Source organism: Pauljensenia sp. UMB3104 (genome assembly GCF_030217285.1).
GTDB lineage: Bacteria > Actinomycetota > Actinomycetes > Actinomycetales > Actinomycetaceae > Pauljensenia.
This window is the reverse complement of sequence record NZ_JASONN010000022.1, coordinates 18,575-35,435: the sequence shown is the minus strand read 5'-3', so window position 1 is coordinate 35,435 and position 16,861 is coordinate 18,575. Positions and strand designations below refer to the sequence as shown.

Genomic DNA, 16,861 nt, shown 5'->3' with positions numbered 1-16,861 from the left:
CGGCACGCATGTGCCGACCCGCCCCCGTTTCATGTGTGGTCCGACATGCCCGCTACTCGCTGGGCAGAGCCGGGCAGGCGACGCCCGTGCGTGCGTGGCATTCGTAGCCGCCCGGATTCTTGAACAGGTACTGCTGGTGATAGTCCTCGGCGTACCAGAATCGCGCGTTGGAATCGGTATCGGGCGCGGCGGAGAGAACGGTCTGGATGGGCCCGAAGCCTCGTGCGGAGAGGACCTCCTGGTAGGCCGCGCGCAGGGCGGTCGCGTCGTGCAGCTGCTCCGGTGTCGTTGTCCAGATCTGTGAGCGGTACTGGTCTCCGATGTCGTTGCCCTGGCCGCCAACCTGAGTGGGGTCGTGGATCTCAAAGAAGAGACGAATCAGATCGGCGGCGCTCGTCAGTGACGTGTCGAAGACGACGCGCACGGTCTCCGCGTGGCCCGTCGTATGAGAGCAGACCTGCTCGTAGGTGGGATCGGGGGTATGTCCGCCCATGTACCCCGTCGCGGTGGTGACGACTCCGGGCGCGTTCCACAGGGCTTTCTCGACGCCCCAGAAGCACCCCGCTGCCAGGTAGATGACCTCCTGGCCTGCTTCGGCCTCGGCCCTCATGTTCGAGCCAAGGACCGCGTGCGTCGTGGGCGCTACATCCGTGCGTGCGAGAGTGAAGATGTTGTTCATGCCAGACAGTATGCGCCACTAACCGCATACATGGCGCGCTGCGCGGACGGAAATGAGGCAGCGGGCGGGTACGCTTGTGGGTGAACGAAAAGGAGGGACCGTGGCCGCAACTCAGGAACAGCCGCGCTGGAAACTATCCGACCTCATGGGCAGGCTTTCCGCTGCGCTGCCCGCAAAGCACGCTGACGGACCCGCGCCCGCCCCCGTTATGGTGTCGGTGCGCGAGGAACACGAGGATGAACGTGATGTGACCCTCGCCGTCCCGCGGACCCTGCGCGTGGCCGCCGCGTTCTCGTGGCGCACCCTGGTCGTTCTCGGCCTGGTGATGGCCGTCCTGTGGGGTATCGCGCGCCTGACGATCGTCATCATGCCGGTGGCGATTGCGCTGACGGTGGCCGTGCTTCTGGAACCCCTCGTGTCCTGGATGCGGCGCCGTCTGCACCTCCCAGCGTCGCTGGCTGCGACCGTCGGCCTACTCGTCTTCTTCGCGGCCGTCGCCGGCGCGCTGAGCCAGGCGGCCGCCGAACTCATTCAGCAGGTCCCGCAGTTGGCGACGCAGGCCGCGGATGGTTTCCGCGCCCTGCTCGATGCGATCCTGCACAACGAGTTCCTGCAGAATGGCCCCCTCAAGATTGATACGACCGTCCTGACGTCCGCGGCTGAACAGCTGCGAACCGAGTTGGTCAACTGGCTCAACACGAACAAGGAAACGCTGGCGACTGGCGCCCTGAACATCACCTCCTCGGTGGGCACGCTGGCCACGTCCGGCCTGACGATGCTGTTCTGCCTGTTCTTCTTCTTGAAGGAGGGGCGCTCGATTTGGCTGTGGTGCGTGCGCCTGCTGCCCGCCCCCGCGCGCGTCCCCGTCCACGAGAGTGCGATTCGCGGATGGGCGACCTTCGGCTCTTACGTGCGTACGCAGATTCAGGTGGCGGCCATCGACGCGATCGGTATCGCGCTGGGCGCGTTCTTCCTGGGTGTACCTCTGGCCATCCCGATTGGCGTCATCACGTTCTTTGCTGCCTTCGTTCCGATCCTGGGTGCTCTGACCTCGGGCGTGATCGCGGTGCTGGTCGCGGCCGTTAATGGTGGCCTGACGAAGGCGATCATCATGCTGGTGATCATCCTGGTCGTCCAGCAGATCGAGTCCAACATTCTGCAGCCCTTCATGATGTCGAACGCGGTGTCCTTGCACCCCGTGGCCGTCATGCTGGTCATCACCGCGGGATCTGCGATCGCTGGCATTGCCGGTGCGATCTTCTCAGTGCCGATCGCGGCCTTTATCAACGCGACCGTCATGTACCTGCACGGCTACGACCCGATGCCTGAGCTGGCGACGGCTGAGGACCGCCCGGGTGGCCCTCCTGGCGCCCTTGAGGAGGAGATCGCGGCCTCCTACGCGGGTAAGCCCGATACGCGCCCGTACGTGACCCGCGAGCAGGCTGGTGAGGAAGAGGTCGTGGCGTCGCTGGACGCTCACGTCGAGGTCCATGCGGAGGCTGAGAAGGGGGATTCCGCGGAAGCGCCCGCGGCCACCGAGAACGAGAAGTCTGGCGAGCCTCCGACGCCCCACGTGGAGGCCTGAGACTCGCGCGCGTGTTGACGATAGAAGCGGGTCCCACCTATTGGTGGGACCCGCTACGTATTGATTGGGGGCGAGGCCGTGGGGGCCTCTGCGCTATGGCTCAGCCTTCGAAGGGCACGGCCTCGATGATCTCGACGTCGATCATGCGGCCCGTGGGGGCCTCGAAGGAGAGCTTGTCGCCGGCCTTGTGACCGATGACAGCGGCACCCAGGGGAGCCTGGGCGGAGAAGACCTGGATGCCCAGGTCGCCGCCGGCGTCGCGCGAACCGAGCAGGAACTTCTGTTCGCGGCCGGCGACCAGGGCGGTGACGACCATGCCGGGCTCGACGATGCCGTCGTCGGCGGGGGTCTCGCCGACCTCGGCGTGCTCAAGCATCTCCTGGAGGGCCTGGATGCGGGTCTCGTTCATGGACTGCTCGTTGCGCGCGGCGTGGTAGCCGCCGTTCTCGCGCAGGTCGCCCTCCTGGCGGGCGGCATCGATGAGGCGCGCGATTTCGACGCGCTTGACCTCGACGCGCTCCTTCAGCTCGTTCGCGAGCAGGTCGTACTGGGCCTGCGTGAGCCACTGTGTGTCAGCCATGGTTCCTCCAATGACGTGTCAGTAATCGAGCGCCGACACGGGTGCCGGCGCGCATGGTGTCGAGTGTAGCAACATTGCGCCAGGCCTCGGGTGTTGGGCGCCTGGGTGGCGAGTCAGGAATTCAAGACTGCCAGGTAGACGGCGACGCAGTGGCAGACCCACGCGGCGACGGTGAAGGCGTGGAAGATCTCGTGGAAGCCGAACCAGGCGGGGGAGGGGTCAGGCTTCTTCGTGCCGTAGACGACCGCGCCGAGTGTGTAGAGGACGCCTCCGGCGACGATGAGCCAGACGACGACCGGGCCGCCGCCCGCCCACAGCTGGGGCAGGTACCAGACTGCGACCCACCCGAGCGCGACGTAGACGAGCGTGGTCAGCCAGCGCGGGGCGGTGGGCCAAAAGAGATTGAGGAGGATGCCGACGAGCGCCCCGCCCCAGACGACCGACAGGAGGACGGTTGCGTCGGATCGCTCCAGGAGAGCGATCGTGATCGGCGTGTACGTACCCGCGATGAGCAGGAAGATGTTGGAGTGGTCCAGGCGCTTCCACATGATCTCCCAGCGAGGCGCCCAGTAGAAGCGGTGGTAGGTGGCGGAGACGCCGAAGAGGATGAGGGAGCATGCCAGGTAGACGGCGGATCCGATCTTCGTCGCCGTCGTGGGTGCCAGGCAGACGAGGACGATGGATGCGGCGAGAGACAGCGGGGTAGCGCCCAGGTGTAGCCATCCGCGCAGCTTCGGCTTGATCTGCACGAGCTGGCCCGAGAACCACTCCTTGGGCGTGAGCGATGCGATGTTCATTCGTCCCCCGATCGAGCTGTCAACATTTCTTACGAGTCCGTAGGTTACTACGCCGTAACTTATTGTGACAGGCGTGTTCTCGCACTCCGAGAGTACTTCTGTTTCCCTGCGTCCCCGGGCGCGATAACCTTAATGGCATAAGACTACGCTGCACCGCGGGGTGCGACAGCATCAGGAGGGACACCATGGCCCAGTGGAACATGCTCTACGACATGTACGAGCGTCGCCTCAAAGCTGAGTTGTCTGACGCCGCCGTCCCCGCCCACATCGGGGTCATCCTGGACGGTAACCGCCGCTGGGCAAAGTCCCTGGGCGCAACCGCCTCGCAGGGACACCGCGCGGGCGCGGGCAAGATCAGTGAGTTCCTCCAGTGGTCGGACGATGCAGGTGTGTCGATCGTGACGCTGTGGCTCCTGTCGACCGACAACCTGTCGCGCGAGGCCGGCGAGCTGGGCGAGCTGCTGCGCATCATCTGCGAGGCCGTCTCGCTCCTGGCCGACCAGGGGCGCTGGAAGCTGGCCGTCGTGGGCGACCTGTCTCTGCTGCCTGAGAAGGTGTCCGAGGACCTGCGTGCGTCCGTCGCGCGCACCGCCGACGTGCAGGGAATGACCGTCAATATCGCGGTTGGCTACGGCGGCCGACACGAGATCACCGAGGCCGTGCGCGCCATGATGCGCGAGGCCTCCGCCCAGGGCAAGACCCTCGACGAGCTCGCCGACTCCTTCACGGACGCGGATATTACGGCCCACCTGTACACGAAGGACCAGCCCGACCCCGACCTCGTCATTCGCACCTCCGGCGAACAGCGCCTGTCGGGCTTCATGCTGTGGCAGTCCGTGCACTCCGAGTACTACTTCTGCGAGGTCTACTGGCCGGACTTCCGTCGCGTCGACTTCCTGCGCGCCCTGCGCTCCTACGCGCAGCGCGAGCGCCGCATGGGCAAGTGAGCGCGCGCCGAAGAACGCCACCAAGCTAACGGACGAGGCCGGACCCCGATGGGGGACCGGCCTCGTGAACGTGTGTGCTGGAATCAGGCGAGTTCGTGTGCCCAGGGCGGGTTCGCGCCCTTGCGCGACACCGTCACGTCGGACACGGCGCTCGCGCGGTCGATGATCGCGCGGACCTGCTCCTCGGGCAGGGTACGCAGAGTCTCGCGAGCGTCTGCGCCACGCAACCCCATGCCCCACATGGCGTCGATGATGCCGCCCATGAAGGAGTCCCCCGCGCCGACCGTGTCGACGACTGGGACGTCCGCGGGGGTCTTCGTGAAGCGCAGGCCCGAGGCGGTGGCGACGTCGCTGCCATGCTTGCCGCGCGTGACCACCACGAGCGACGGTCCCATACCCAGCCAACGATCCACGACCTCGTCGATGGGAGCGCCGCCCGTCAACCACTCGATGTCCTCATCCGACACCTTGACGACGTCCGCCAGTGCGATAAAACGCTCGAGGGAGGCGAGCGCCGCCTCCGGTTCGCCCATGATCGAGGGGCGCGCGTTCGGATCGAAGCACACGAGCGCATGCTCGCGTCCTCGGGTCAGCGCATCGAGGACCGCGGAAGCACCGGGTTCGATGATGGCGGAGATCGAACCGGCCTCAAGGATCTGAGCGGTAGGTGGAACCTTGATCGGCGGAGTCGGCGCCCACTCCAGGTCGAAGGTGTAGGAGGCTGCGCCCGACTCGTCCAGGCGTGCCAGCGCCGTCGACGTGTGCGAGGCGCCGCGCGAGGCAGCGGTGACGTGCACGCCGGAATCGTTCATGTGGAAGTCGATGAGGCGGCCGCGCTCGTCCAGACCGATCCAGGTCGCCAGCGCCACCGGCCGGTCCAGACGCCCCAGCGTGAGGGCGACGTTCGCGGGAGAGCCTCCGGGGATCTCGACGGGGAAGTCGGGCTGCTCGTGCGTGATGACGACGTCGATAAGCGCCTCGCCGATCGCGAGAATGTGGGGGCCAGATTGCACCGTCATGGCGTCTCCTCACCTGCGTGTGAGCGGATCTACAGAATGTACATTAGCGCGCTTCGGGGGAGGGGGTGGAGGTGCGTCCAGAAAGACGCTCCTGGGCTCCATCCAGGATCTGGGAACAGCGGGCGGCCAAGGCCTCGCCGCGCTCCCACATCGTGAGAGTGTCCTCGAGGGGTGCCTGTCCGCCCTCGAGGGTCTGGACGATACGCACGAGCTCGTCGCGCGCCTCCTCGTAGCCGAGGGACTGGGGATCGGGGAGCTGGTCGTTCGTGGTCATTTCTGTGTTCCTTTGAGTGGGAGGTACGGGGGACGAGGCCGGGGCGAGCCCCACCGGTCACGCGCCTGTGTCGGGCGCGTCCGCGGGAGGGGCGGGGTTCGTGGCGCCGACGACCTGGGCGACCATGCGGCCCGACGCGAGGATGCCTTCGATCAGGTCGCCCTTCTTGATCTGCGCCGAGGACGTGATGAGCGCGCCCGAGGGGGTCTTCAGCAGCGCGTAGCCGCGGTCCAGTGTGGCCTGCGGGGACAGGGCGGTGAGCGTCGCGCGCGAGCGCGTGAGCTGCTGGCGCTCCGAGGCGAGCCGGCGCTCGATCGCCGATCGCATTGCGGTGACCCGCTGTGTCAGGGCCACGCGGTGCCCCTCGACGATGGCCTCCGGGCCCTGGAGCACCGGGCGTGACGCGATCAGCGTCAGGTTCGATCGCTCCGTCGCCAGGCGCGCCCCCAGCGCCCCGCGCATGCGGGTCAGCGCCTGGGAGATGCCGTCGCGCTCGCGGGCGCGGTCCGGCACGATGCGGCGAGCCGCGTCCGTCGGGGTCGAGGCGCGGTAGTCGGCCACCAGGTCCAGCAGGGGAGAGTCGCCCTCGTGGCCGATCGCGGAGACGATGGGCGTGCGGGCGTCCGCGACGGCGCGCACGAGGCGCTCGTCGGAGAAGGGGAGGAGGTCTTCGACCGCGCCGCCACCGCGCGCGATGACGATGACGTCGACCTCGTCCATGGCGTCCAGTTCGAGGAGGGCGCGGCCCACCTCGGGCACGCAGTGATCGCCCTGCACGGCGACCTCGCGGATCTCAAAGCGCGCGCTCGGCCAGCGATCCGACGCGTTCACGACCACGTCGTCCTTCGCCTTCGCGTTGCGGCCGCAGATCAGGCCGATCGTGCGCGGAAGGAACGGAAGCGGCTTCTTGCGGGCGTCCGCAAACAGGCCCTCTGCGGCCAGGCGGGCGCGCAGCGCCTCAATCTGGGCCAGCAGATCACCCACGCCCTGCAGGTGGATCTCTGCGGCCTGCAGGTTCAGTCGGCCCGAACGCTCCCAGAACACCGGCTTCACGCGCGTCACCACGCGCGCGCCCTCGGTCAGGGGCGTGGAATCCATGACGCCCGCCCACGCGGTGACCGTCATCGACGTGTCGGTCTCGAGGTCACGCAGCGTCAAAAAGTGCATCTTCGCGCCCGGGCGCACCTTGTACTCGACGACCTGGCCCTCCACCCACAGGGGGCTCATGCGGTCCACGTACACCTTGATGTTCTCCGTCAGCCTGCGCAGCGGCCACGGATTATCGCGCGTCGTATCGGCGGCCTTCGCGGCGGGCGGACGAGGCTGGGGCGAGCCGCCCGGAGGTGGCGCAGCAGGGGTAAGAGGCATTGTCACGCCACTCAGCATGCCACAGGAAAGTCCCCGCCGCGCTGCCGCAGCGTGCGCCTGTGGACAGCCCCGGCCTCGTCGATGAGGAGCGTGTGGGATTGTCACGAGCGCGCGCACGCCCCGGGCCGTGGGCGCTAGGGTGGACGCATGAATGAAAACGTCGACCTGCGCGCCAGTGCCGAGTCCCCCCTGCCCTCCTCCCACGGTGAGGGCAACGGCCGCATCCTCTTGGCGGCTCCCCGCGGATACTGCGCCGGCGTGGACCGCGCCGTCGACGTCGTCGAAAAGGCCCTCGAGCTCTACGGTGCGCCCGTGTACGTGCGCAAGGAGATCGTCCACAACAAGTTCGTCGTCGAGTCGCTGACTAAGCGCGGCGCGATCTTCGTCCAGGAGACCGACGAGGTGCCCGAGGGGGCCCGCGTCGTGTTTTCTGCGCACGGCGTCTCCCCGGCCGTCCACGAGGCCGCCGCCACCCGCCACCTCGCTACGATCGACGCGACCTGCCCGCTCGTGACCAAGGTGCACCGCGAGGCCGTGCGTTTCGCGAAGGAAGACTACGACATCATCCTGGTGGGCCATCAGGGCCACGAGGAGGTCGAGGGCACCTTCGGCGAGGCCCCCGACCACATCCAGGTTGTCGGCACCCCCGACGAGGTCGATAACGTCGTCGTGCGCGACCCCTCGCGCGTCGTGTGGATCTCCCAGACCACGCTCTCCGTCGACGAAACCCGCGAGACCGTGGACCGCCTGCGCCAGCGCTTCCCGCAGCTCATCGACCCGCCGTCTGACGACATCTGCTACGCCACCCAGAACCGCCAGGGCGCCGTCAAGCACATCGCGCCCCAGGTCGACGTCATGGTTGTTGTCGGGTCGGCGAACTCCTCGAACTCCGTGCGCCTCGTCGAGGTCGCGCTTGAGGCTGGGGCCGGCGCCGCCTACCGCGTCGACAAAGCCGACGAGCTCGAGGACGCCTGGTTCGAAGGAGCCCGCACCGTGGGCCTCACCTCCGGCGCGTCCGTGCCCGAGATCCTCGTGCGCGAGGTCATCGAATGGCTGCAGGAACGCGGATTCCCCACCGTCGAGGTGGCCCGCACCGAAACCGAATCGACGACCTTCGCGCTGCCCCGCGACCTGCGCGCCGACCTCAAGAAGGCCGGTATGGCGCCCGCGCGTCCCCACGCGCCCCGCGTCGCCGGGCCAAACCACACGAAGTAGGGCAACACCACCGGGCCTGCTCCGATAGGATGGGAGTGTGTCTCTTACTATCGGTATCGCTGGACTGCCCAACGTCGGCAAGTCCACCCTGTTCAACGCCCTGACCCGCGCGACCGTGCTCGCCGCGAACTACCCCTTCGCGACCATCGAGCCCAACGTCGGCGTCGTCCCCCTGCCCGACCCGCGCCTGAACAAGCTCGCGGAGATCTTCGGCTCCCAGCGCATCCTGCCCGCCACCGTGTCCTTCGTGGACATTGCCGGCATCGTGCGCGGCGCCTCCGAGGGTGAGGGCCTGGGCAACCAGTTCCTCGCCAACATCCGCGAGGCCGACGCGATCTGCCAGGTCACGCGCGCCTTCTCTGACCCCGACGTCGTGCACGTCGACGGCAAGGTGGACCCGGCCTCGGATATCGAGACCATCAAGACCGAGCTGATCCTCGCCGACATGCAGACCGTCGAGAAGCAGATCCCGCGCCTCGAGAAGGAGGTGCGCGGCAAGAAGACCGAGCCGATCGTCCTCGAAACCGCCCGCCAGGCGTTGGAGCTGCTGGAGCGCGGCGAGCTGCTGTCCGGCCCCGAGGGTGCCAAGCTGGACCAGGACGCGCTGCGCACCTTCCAGCTCATGACCTCCAAGCCCTTCATCTTCGTGTTCAACATGGACGCCGCCGAGATGGACAACGAGGAGATGAAGGACGAACTGCGCGCCCTCGTCGCCCCTGCTGAAGCCATCTTCCTGGACGCCCAGTTCGAGGCCGAGCTGGTCGAACTGGACGACGAGGATGCCCGCGAGATGCTCGCCGAATCCGGCCAGGACGAGTCCGGCCTGGACAAGCTGGCCCGCGTCGGCTTCGACACCCTCGGCCTGCAGACCTACCTGACCGCCGGCGAGAAGGAAGCGCGCGCCTGGACGATCCACAAGGGCGATACCGCCCCCAAGGCCGCCGGCGTCATCCACACGGACTTCGAGAAGGGCTTCATCAAGGCCGAGGTCGTCTCCTACGATGACCTGGTCGAGGCCGGCTCCATGGCCGCCGCGAAGGCCGCCGGCAAGGTCCGCATGGAAGGCAAGGACTACGTCATGGAAGACGGAGACGTCGTCGAGTTCCGTTCTGGACTAACGTCTGGCGGGAAGAAGTAATGCTCCAGGACGGGGCGGCTATAGCCACGATTGTTGGGTTACCGTTCGTTGTTGGCACGGCTTTAGCCGGGGGAATTGGCTGGTGTATAAAGCGACGCGCCACGCTGCCAGTGTCGGCGGAGTTTGGTGTTGCAGGAGGTAACCCCGTTGATTCTGACGGCGTCCGCAGGGTAATGGTGTGGGTGCAGAATACGGAAGGAAAGGCTTACTTACACGATGTGCGCTGTGATGAGTACGCGTTCGGCCTCTCATTCCCCGAGAAAAGCCCAGAAGTGGCGAGGATTGGTGAAATCGAAACGCTACCTCGGGAGCTGAGGTCGCTCAGCAACCGAAAGTTGCGGCATGAGAAAGGTGTGTTCAAGCCGCAATTTCTTTCTGCTGGGCAGATTGAGCTGTTCTCTGTTTCCTGTCCGCCAGAGGTCGCAGCGTTGACGCTAGTCGCTACGATGAGTATTGGGCGGTGGGGGCGTAGACGACGTGTAACTAGTGGATGGCTCGATGTACCGAATCCTGAAGGTTCGGGTGGAGTCGAGCCGGTTCACTTCCCGTGGTGAGGTGCTGGCGAGTTGTCGTGAACGCCTAGCAGGTCTGCGAAGATGCAGGGGTGTATTAACTGAAGCTTTCGGGTTGTTCGAGATTGACCATGGGGACGCAGCTCTATTGCATGTCGAGACGATAACCCACTCTTCGTGTCAGAAGAAGACGCTTGGTTGAAATTGTGTACTTATGTATTTACGGTGGTATAGTCGATGTTAAATCGAATGCCTAATCATCTTTGATTGAAGTAGTCAAAGTCGTGGCGTGGGCGTCGTTCGATGGGTGATAGTGTGCAAGGAATGGAGTTCAATGAAGAATTTCGTCGGGTGGTTATTTATCGTTATCTGTATTGGCTATCTGATATTTCTTATTCGGCGGTGGAGGGAAGCCAATCGTCCGCATCTCACTGAACAACAATGCGAAGAGTATTCGTGGTTGGTGGTCGATGACCTATTCGCAAGCTCCTCTAGACCGCTAAAATCTGTTCGCATTTTACCTTCTTACTGGCAGTGTTTAGGTTTAAACGTGACGCAGTGGATTTTCCTCTGTCGTTGGATGGATGCGCGTGGAATTGCCATGACGCCAGGCGGCATGTTCGGTAATTGGGGTTGGAATGAAATTGTTATGAATTCTCCGCCACCAGTGTTGGTGCTTTCGAAGAGGTATTGGGGTCTGGCCAAGGAGCGGAGGGACCAGCAGAATTCGTCTATCGGATCTACCGGTGATGGCAATGGTTCAACTAGTGTTAGTGGAGAGCAGATAGTGGTTTTTGGGCAGGGGTTGAGTGGAGATGATCTAGGAGCTCTCGTTGAGGCGCTTCGGCAGGATGCGAAGACTTCGTCTGAGCCCCGCGCATCTTCGCTCCTTGAAGCGGCGAATACATTGCAAGACGCTGCTGAAGGGCGTGAGTCAGCTACGTCGCCTGCAGTAACAGGCGCGTTGAAATGGGTGCGTCAGTGTGTGAGTGACGCGGTGAGTAACGCAGGTGGACAAGCGCAGCTAAGTGCGACTGTGGCGGCGGCAAGGGCACTAGGTTGGGTTTAGCGCTCGCCGCGGCCGTGTAGGCGTTACGTGCGCCAAGAGATGGTGGGAAAGCGGTTCCTCCAATCTCTGCAACCGTCGGGTAGCGCGAGATAAGGTGGGCTCTCTGCCCGTCGATTAAGTAATTGTCGCAGGAAGAATGATGAGCAACGATCCTCTAAAACTTGACGAGTCTGGAGAATGGGCAGGTCTCTGGTGGCTTCCGGAAGCACCTGAAGAGCGACTGTCTGGTGTCTTGCGGTATGACGGAAAGGGTGGACTCTCCCTCTCGCTGATCGGAGGCTTCGACGAACGAATCTCTTCGAGTCCTGCGCCTGGAGTCACGTTTGTTCATGCGGGTGTCAGGACATGGGATGTTATTTGGGGTGTGGCTGATGGTCGCGAAATTACGCTTCTGGACTGCCTTCCCACCAGGACCGATAGGTCCGTGTTTGCGGGGTTAAAGACCTCTGATATGCAGGTCATCGTCGCAGCAATTGGCGTCGTTGGTGTTCATGTCAGTCGAGATGAGGACACGACGTTTGTGGCAACCGAGGTTGTTGTCGAGGATATGATGCCCTGGGCTGTATCGTCTGTTTTCTCAGATTCTCTAGGCTATCGTGATGGTGACCTTGATGGAACCGGGACGATCTCAGTGGAGCCCGTCGAAATCGAAGCAGTGGCTGTCGATGGTGCAGACTATTGCCTAAAACATGCCTACACCCTGCCATTTTTTGATCGGCGCAAAGGGGAAGTAATCGGACGGATGCGTGATGCGGTATCCATTCGTATCTGCCGGGCTGAGTCGTTTTCTCTCAAAACTGCGCTGGAGGATGCGAGCCTGATACAAGATCTGATTGCGCTTGCAACGCACCGTGCTGCTGGCGTCATCTGGCTCCAGTTGGAGCTTGCAGGGACTGAGGCGCTCCTCCCAGATGGGCGGATGCTACCACCTCGGCGCGCGGATGTTCTGTATTCCCCTGTAGCAGTCGGCAAATCTGATGAGAAGGCTGTTGAGCGTGGTCGGCTCCTCTTCACTTGTGAGGTGCTTCCCTTCCGGGAAGTCATGCTGCGATGGTGTGAGGTGCGGGGAAAATTGCAGGCGGCTATCAATATGATCCTGGGCCTGCGCTACGCTCCGGCGCGTTTCGTTGAGAACAACCTGCTGATGGCGGTAGGTGCTGCGGAAGCCCTTCACCGCGGTCTTGGTATTGAAGAGAAACCAATTCCCGAGGCAGTGTTTAAGGAGATGCGTGACGGTATGCTTGGGCAGGTGCCTGAGGAATATCGCGGCAGGTTTAAAGAAGCGATTCGAAATTCGCCGACGCTTCGGGATAGGCTTCTCGCTCTAGCTGCTCGGCCTGATCAGGAAGCGATCGAGCAGCTTGTGCCAGACGTTGAACATTGGGCGAAGCGAACGACGCGAGCTCGCAATGACCTTGCACACGAGGGAAAGACCCCAAGCCATTCCATCGATGAGCTGATTTCCATTGTTGATACGACGAGCGCTGTCGTGATTCTCAATGTTCTCTATGAACTTGGGTTACCAGCAGAACGACAACGTGAAATCGTGCAAGACCATCCACGCTTCCGGATGATCTGCAGGAAAGCGCGGGAATGGCTCGTGCCGCCAAAAGGTGGCTCCTGAACGAGGTAGCGGGCTGGTTATGTGGGAGTGTGGCTGGCTCTGTGTCGGCGCACGCTTGGGGCAGGAAGTGTGGGCTGACAGTCGCTGGAGTTAACGGCTTGCGTTAATAACGGGATTGGATATAGTCTTGTGTCATGATCCAGTCATTCGGGGATCGTCAGACTGAGCGCTTGTTTGCGAGGGAGCCTGCTCCTTCCCTCGACCCACGCATTGCTCGTGTCGCGCTGCGCAAGTTGCGGCAGGTTGACGCCGCGTGTCGTTTGGAGGATCTTCGGATTCCTCCGGGCAACCGGCTCGAGCGTCTGCGCGGTAACCGTGCGGGGCAGTACAGTATCCGAATCAATGATCAGTGGCGTATCTGCTTTAGGTGGGGCGACGCTGGTCCAGAAGGGGTTGAGATCGTTGACTACCACTAAAATTGCTCCGATTCACCCGGGCGAAGTCCTCATGGAAGACTTCATCGAGGGATTCGGAATTACGCAGCACAAGCTCGCCGTCGCTATCGATGTTCCGCCCCGTCGCATCAACGAAATCGTCCATGGGAAGCGGGGAATCACGGCGGACACCGCAATGCGTCTCTCCCGCTACTTCGGCACGACCCCGGGGTTCTGGATGAACCTGCAGATGCGTTACGAGCTCGATCGCGCCGAAGATGCACTGGGAGATACGTTGAGCGGAATCGTTCCCCTCGTGACGGTGGAAGTAGCCTAAAACGCCTCATCGGAGCGAGGCGGTCTGCACTTTGGGTGAATTGTGACGACAGACTCAGCCCCGGCCTCGTGAATATGGTCGCATGGTGCACATAAACGTGGGGCAGGGTCTCATTCGCCCTGCCCCACGCCTCATGCGCCTGTTCCCGTTCCTGTGATTGCCGACGACGGCTGTCCTGTGACGGCCTTCGATGTTGATGTCGAACTCGCCGAGCGCGCCAGGCGTACGAGAACGTCGAGCTGCTTGGGAGGCGTTCCCAGAGATGTAGCCACGTCCTCGTTCAATAGTTTCCGGAGCTCGGTCACGGTCCACTCGACCTCGCAGTCCGGCGCGACGCTGGTCTCTGCCTGGACCCAGAGCTTGCTCGGGGAGCCGGTGACGAAGACGGTGCATCCTTCGATCCCTGGAACACCCTGTGCCCGCTCGGAGAGTGCCTGCGACAGAACATCGGGGGAGAGAGTAGCCAGCAGAGTGCCGTCGGAGCCACTGAGTCTCAGTGAAGAATTCGCAGGCCTGCGCGGCACCTGCATGAGAAGCAGGAACAAGCCGACCACGAAGGTGATGACAGACATCAGAACGCCGAGTGGTAGAAGCCAGTGGGCCCGGAGTGAGAGTAATGCTCCGATCTCGTCCTGTGCTGCTGCTAGGTAAGCAGCGATGCTGGGTACCGAGTGGCCGGCGTCAAGGCCGGAGGCAAGGAACCAGGCGGCTGCGCAGACGATCAACAAGCCGAAGAAGGCCAGGAAAACTCTGTTAAGAGCGGCAGAAACTGAACGCATAAGTGGCTCTCTTTCAGCTCACGCGCTTGGCGTGGACGCGACCGTGAGTGATGCCCACGGGCTGGAAAATCTCCAGCGCCTCGTTGGTCTTCTTGGACGCTGCTTCGCGCACTGCGTCTAAATCATCCGCGTCGCTGAAGACGACAACGTCGACTCGTGACCTGTGCACGGTGGCGGAAGCAGACCGAATCGTGGCGATCTGTTCGACGTGCCTCTTCACGAGGATTGCAAGGTCAGAACGGTGAAGTGCTGTCTGCCCGGGGATAACGTCGGGAAGAAAAGCGACGTGCTTGGGGTGGCCAGGCCACAGTGCTGCGATCAGGAGGAAGAGACCAAAGGCGGCGGCGACTCCGGCTGCGACAAGCACAGCGATGGAACCGAGGGATGCCGCGCCAACCGCGTCAAGCGTGGTGACGGTGCGCTGTGGCCAGGCCCCCGTGAGGAAGCGGTACGCCGTCAGCCACGTGCCGAGGCCTCCCACAATGAGGAGCAGCAACGCCAACAGGGTGGCAGGTGCGCTCCGGGTTGGGCGATAAACGATTGCCGGTACGGGTGTTCTCATCTCAGGGGCTTCCTGACGCGATTGCTCGGGTTGAGCCAGGATATGTCGATGGTTATCTTGCCAACGTTCATCCCGCACAGCTTTTCGACGCGACCGCTCACGTGCGCGCGCAGGTCCTCGATAGTGGAGGACAAGGGGGTGGGAAAGACGAGGCCGAGGTCCAGATGGAGGATCGCGCGCTGCCCATAGAGTTGGCATGTGGCCTCGGGCCGAGACCCGAAGTTTCGGCGGGAGCCAATCCCGAGGACTCCACCTGCGTTCGAGCCGACGGCGGCAAATTCAAACGCGGCTTGAGCGGCGATTCGGGCGACGACATTGGCCGGAATAGTCGTAGTGCCGCGCTGCGTCAAGGAGGATTCCTTCTCGCGCGACGACTTCGGCTGCGTGACTGCGGAGTCAGGCGCGGCCACGCTCGTCACCTCTTTCGCCAATCGAGGATACGTTGGACATCGACCCGGCCCTCCAGATAGAGGCCCACTACCCATCCGACGACGCCACACAGGGCAACGAGGACGAAGCTGGCGAAGGAACCGAACGCGAGAACGGCTCCCATGAACAGGCCCACCAGGAGAGCCAGGTGCGTTGTCTTCATGAGAATTCCTCAGATCCAGGCGTCGAGGTCGACTACTTCAGATCGGTTGAGTCGGAGGTGTTTGTTTCCTCCTCGGGCAGGTGGACGTCGGTGACGTCGATGTTGACCTCGACGACCTCCAGGCCGGTGGTTCCTTCGATCTGGTCGATGATGTTGCTGCGAATGTCGTTGCAGACGTTGATGATGGAGTAGCCGTACTCGACGACGACAGTGACATCAATGGCGGTCTGGGTTTCGCCCTTGTGTACGGTGATGCCGCCGGTGACGTTGGTCTGGGTGGTGGTGATGCGGTCAGTTACGGCGCTGAAGGCGCGGCGCACGGCGTTGCCCATGCCGTGCACGCCGGGCACCTGGCGGGCGGCCATGCCGGCGATCTTAGCGACGACGTTTTCCTCGATGGTGGTCGTGCCGTGGTCGGTCTGGAGGGGACCCTCGGGGGTCTTGTCCTGGTCAACGTTCTCGTTGTTGTCGCTCATGTGAGCCTCTTTCATTGAGTCGAAGGTGGGGGCCGCTGGGTGATGCGCGGCTCAAGCAACAGGTCAGTGATGTGTCATCGTAGACACCGCGACTGGTCTGGTCGCCCTGTATTGCTTCCCGAGACCATTCTTGCGCTAGGTGATGGGTGCAGTCGGTTGAAAAGCTCTGAGACCTCAATTAATGGGATACATCACTGAGGTTTGACACATGGTGATATCAGGTGACGGGAGTGTCCTCGGCAATGAGGTCGCGCGAGGGTGTGGCCCGGCTTTGCTGTTGGTGAGAGGGCGCGTGAGCGTCAATGAGCATCAATAGTCGAATCAAATGATGGTGATTATGATGCTATCTTGGGGTTGGAGGTAGCTATGAGAACCACTGTGACACTCGATGATGATCTGATTGCGCGCGCTGAGGAGCTGACTGGGGTCAAAGAACGATCCGCGTTGATCAAGGATGCGGTAGAACTCCTCGTTCGAATCGAGAGTGGTCGGCAGCTCGCTGCGCTCGGCGGTAGTGATTCTGCGGCGGAGGCCGCTCCTCGGAGTCGAGAGCGCGCATGAGAGTCCTCGTTGACACGAACATCTGGATCGATCACCTGCGGAAAACTGAACCGCTTCTGGTTGATCTGCTCGAGCGTGACCAGGTGTGCGTGCATCAGAGTGTCATCACTGAACTCGCGTTGGGGAATCTCAAGAATCGATCGATCTTCCTGAAAGCGCTTGAACGCTTGATGATCGTGCGCAGTGTTGATGATCAGGGCGTGCGGCATCTCGTCGAGGAGCGTCGGCTATGGGGGAGGGGCCTCAGTGCTGTCGATGTGGCACTTCTGGCGAGTGCTGTCGTAACCCCCGGTGTGGCTCTGTGGACTCGTGATAAGCGCCTGCGCCAGGCTGCACGCGACCTGGGCGTGTTGGCGGACCTGGACTGAGGGTC

21 protein-coding genes are annotated in these 16,861 nt (G+C 63.2%); 10 read left to right on the top strand and 11 right to left on the bottom strand.

The window, feature by feature from the left end; translation table 11 throughout:
- Window positions 1-52: 52 nt before the first annotated feature.
- Window positions 53-679 (bottom strand): peptide-methionine (S)-S-oxide reductase MsrA, encoded by a 627-nt coding sequence (gene msrA / locus QP415_RS09160; RefSeq protein ID WP_048677682.1) that lies wholly within the window; start codon window positions 677-679, stop codon window positions 53-55.
- 100 nt (window positions 680-779) lie between these two features.
- Here msrA and QP415_RS09155 point away from each other — a divergent pair, with 100 nt between their 5' ends.
- Window positions 780-2,264, top strand: a complete 1,485-nt coding sequence (locus QP415_RS09155) for an AI-2E family transporter (protein ID WP_048677681.1) — start codon at window positions 780-782, stop codon at window positions 2,262-2,264.
- 100 nt (window positions 2,265-2,364) lie between these two features.
- Here the strand turns inward: QP415_RS09155 and greA are convergent, their stop codons facing one another.
- Window positions 2,365-2,844: a transcription elongation factor GreA gene (gene greA / locus QP415_RS09150; protein ID WP_016460188.1), complete on the bottom strand. Its 480-nt coding sequence runs from the start codon at window positions 2,842-2,844 to the stop codon at window positions 2,365-2,367.
- Window positions 2,845-2,957: 113 nt separating this feature from the next.
- Window positions 2,958-3,641: a PAQR family membrane homeostasis protein TrhA gene (gene trhA, locus QP415_RS09145; protein WP_285099780.1), complete on the bottom strand. Its 684-nt coding sequence runs from the start codon at window positions 3,639-3,641 to the stop codon at window positions 2,958-2,960.
- A gap of 185 nt (window positions 3,642-3,826) precedes the next feature.
- On the opposite strand from trhA, the gene QP415_RS09140 reads away from it, so the two are divergent.
- Window positions 3,827-4,588 carry an isoprenyl transferase gene (locus tag QP415_RS09140; protein WP_285099779.1) on the top strand — a complete coding sequence of 254 codons (762 nt, stop codon included), beginning with the start codon at window positions 3,827-3,829 and terminating at the stop codon, window positions 4,586-4,588.
- A gap of 83 nt (window positions 4,589-4,671) precedes the next feature.
- On the opposite strand, the gene QP415_RS09135 is transcribed toward QP415_RS09140, so the two are convergent.
- Genes QP415_RS09135 through xseA form a run of 3 tightly spaced genes read right to left on the bottom strand, consistent with a single transcriptional unit; the run spans window position 4,672 to window position 7,249 of the window.
- Window positions 4,672-5,607 carry a carbohydrate kinase family protein gene (locus tag QP415_RS09135; protein WP_285099778.1) on the bottom strand — a complete coding sequence of 312 codons (936 nt, stop codon included), beginning with the start codon at window positions 5,605-5,607 and terminating at the stop codon, window positions 4,672-4,674.
- Window positions 5,608-5,650: 43 nt separating this feature from the next.
- On the bottom strand, window positions 5,651-5,881 hold the full coding sequence (locus QP415_RS09130) for an exodeoxyribonuclease VII small subunit (protein ID WP_009054534.1): 231 nt from the start codon (window positions 5,879-5,881) through the stop codon (window positions 5,651-5,653).
- A 57-nt stretch (window positions 5,882-5,938) separates the two neighbouring features.
- A complete protein-coding gene (gene xseA / locus QP415_RS09125) occupies window positions 5,939-7,249 on the bottom strand; it encodes an exodeoxyribonuclease VII large subunit (RefSeq protein ID WP_285099783.1) in 1,311 nt (436 codons plus the stop codon).
- A 147-nt stretch (window positions 7,250-7,396) separates the two neighbouring features.
- Between xseA and QP415_RS09120 the strand changes: the two genes are divergently transcribed.
- The 6 genes from QP415_RS09120 (at window position 7,397) to QP415_RS09095 (ending at window position 13,518) form a co-directional block, all read left to right on the top strand.
- Window positions 7,397-8,464 carry a 4-hydroxy-3-methylbut-2-enyl diphosphate reductase gene (locus QP415_RS09120; RefSeq protein WP_285099777.1) on the top strand — a complete coding sequence of 356 codons (1,068 nt, stop codon included), beginning with the start codon at window positions 7,397-7,399 and terminating at the stop codon, window positions 8,462-8,464.
- Between the two features lie 37 nt (window positions 8,465-8,501).
- Entirely contained in the window at window positions 8,502-9,602 is a 1,101-nt protein-coding gene (gene ychF, locus QP415_RS09115) for a redox-regulated ATPase YchF (protein ID WP_285099776.1), read from the top strand.
- A gap of 846 nt (window positions 9,603-10,448) precedes the next feature.
- Window positions 10,449-11,183 carry a hypothetical protein gene (locus QP415_RS09110; RefSeq protein WP_285099775.1) on the top strand — a complete coding sequence of 245 codons (735 nt, stop codon included), beginning with the start codon at window positions 10,449-10,451 and terminating at the stop codon, window positions 11,181-11,183.
- A 139-nt stretch (window positions 11,184-11,322) separates the two neighbouring features.
- The gene (locus QP415_RS09105) at window positions 11,323-12,807 is read left to right on the top strand and encodes a HEPN domain-containing protein (RefSeq protein WP_285099774.1); all 1,485 of its coding nucleotides are present in this window, start codon (window positions 11,323-11,325) and stop codon (window positions 12,805-12,807) included.
- A 134-nt stretch (window positions 12,808-12,941) separates the two neighbouring features.
- A complete protein-coding gene (locus QP415_RS09100; protein ID WP_285099773.1) occupies window positions 12,942-13,223 on the top strand; it encodes a type II toxin-antitoxin system RelE/ParE family toxin in 282 nt (93 codons plus the stop codon).
- Window positions 13,150-13,518, top strand: coding sequence for a HigA family addiction module antitoxin (locus tag QP415_RS09095; protein WP_285099772.1), 369 nt, complete (start codon window positions 13,150-13,152; stop codon window positions 13,516-13,518). Before QP415_RS09100 ends, QP415_RS09095 begins: the two co-directional genes overlap by 74 nt.
- Window positions 13,519-13,649: 131 nt before the next feature.
- On the opposite strand, the gene QP415_RS09090 is transcribed toward QP415_RS09095, so the two are convergent.
- Genes QP415_RS09090 through QP415_RS09070 form a run of 5 tightly spaced genes read right to left on the bottom strand, consistent with a single transcriptional unit; the run spans window position 13,650 to window position 15,927 of the window.
- The gene (locus QP415_RS09090; protein ID WP_285099771.1) at window positions 13,650-14,297 is read right to left on the bottom strand and encodes a hypothetical protein; all 648 of its coding nucleotides are present in this window, start codon (window positions 14,295-14,297) and stop codon (window positions 13,650-13,652) included.
- 13 nt (window positions 14,298-14,310) lie between these two features.
- On the bottom strand, window positions 14,311-14,859 hold the full coding sequence (locus QP415_RS09085; protein WP_285099770.1) for a DUF6286 domain-containing protein: 549 nt from the start codon (window positions 14,857-14,859) through the stop codon (window positions 14,311-14,313).
- Window positions 14,856-15,269 (bottom strand): hypothetical protein, encoded by a 414-nt coding sequence (locus QP415_RS09080; RefSeq protein ID WP_285099769.1) that lies wholly within the window; start codon window positions 15,267-15,269, stop codon window positions 14,856-14,858. Before QP415_RS09080 ends, QP415_RS09085 begins: the two co-directional genes overlap by 4 nt.
- Window positions 15,270-15,274: 5 nt before the next feature.
- Entirely contained in the window at window positions 15,275-15,451 is a 177-nt protein-coding gene (locus QP415_RS09075; RefSeq protein ID WP_009057414.1) for a hypothetical protein, read from the bottom strand.
- A gap of 32 nt (window positions 15,452-15,483) precedes the next feature.
- Window positions 15,484-15,927 (bottom strand): Asp23/Gls24 family envelope stress response protein, encoded by a 444-nt coding sequence (locus QP415_RS09070; RefSeq protein WP_285099768.1) that lies wholly within the window; start codon window positions 15,925-15,927, stop codon window positions 15,484-15,486.
- Between the two features lie 366 nt (window positions 15,928-16,293).
- Between QP415_RS09070 and QP415_RS09065 the strand changes: the two genes are divergently transcribed.
- Window positions 16,294-16,488 (top strand): type II toxin-antitoxin system VapB family antitoxin, encoded by a 195-nt coding sequence (locus QP415_RS09065; RefSeq protein ID WP_219751744.1) that lies wholly within the window; start codon window positions 16,294-16,296, stop codon window positions 16,486-16,488.
- Window positions 16,485-16,856, top strand: a complete 372-nt coding sequence (locus QP415_RS09060) for a type II toxin-antitoxin system VapC family toxin (RefSeq protein WP_219751743.1) — start codon at window positions 16,485-16,487, stop codon at window positions 16,854-16,856. Before QP415_RS09065 ends, QP415_RS09060 begins: the two co-directional genes overlap by 4 nt.
- Window positions 16,857-16,861: the final 5 nt, after the last annotated feature.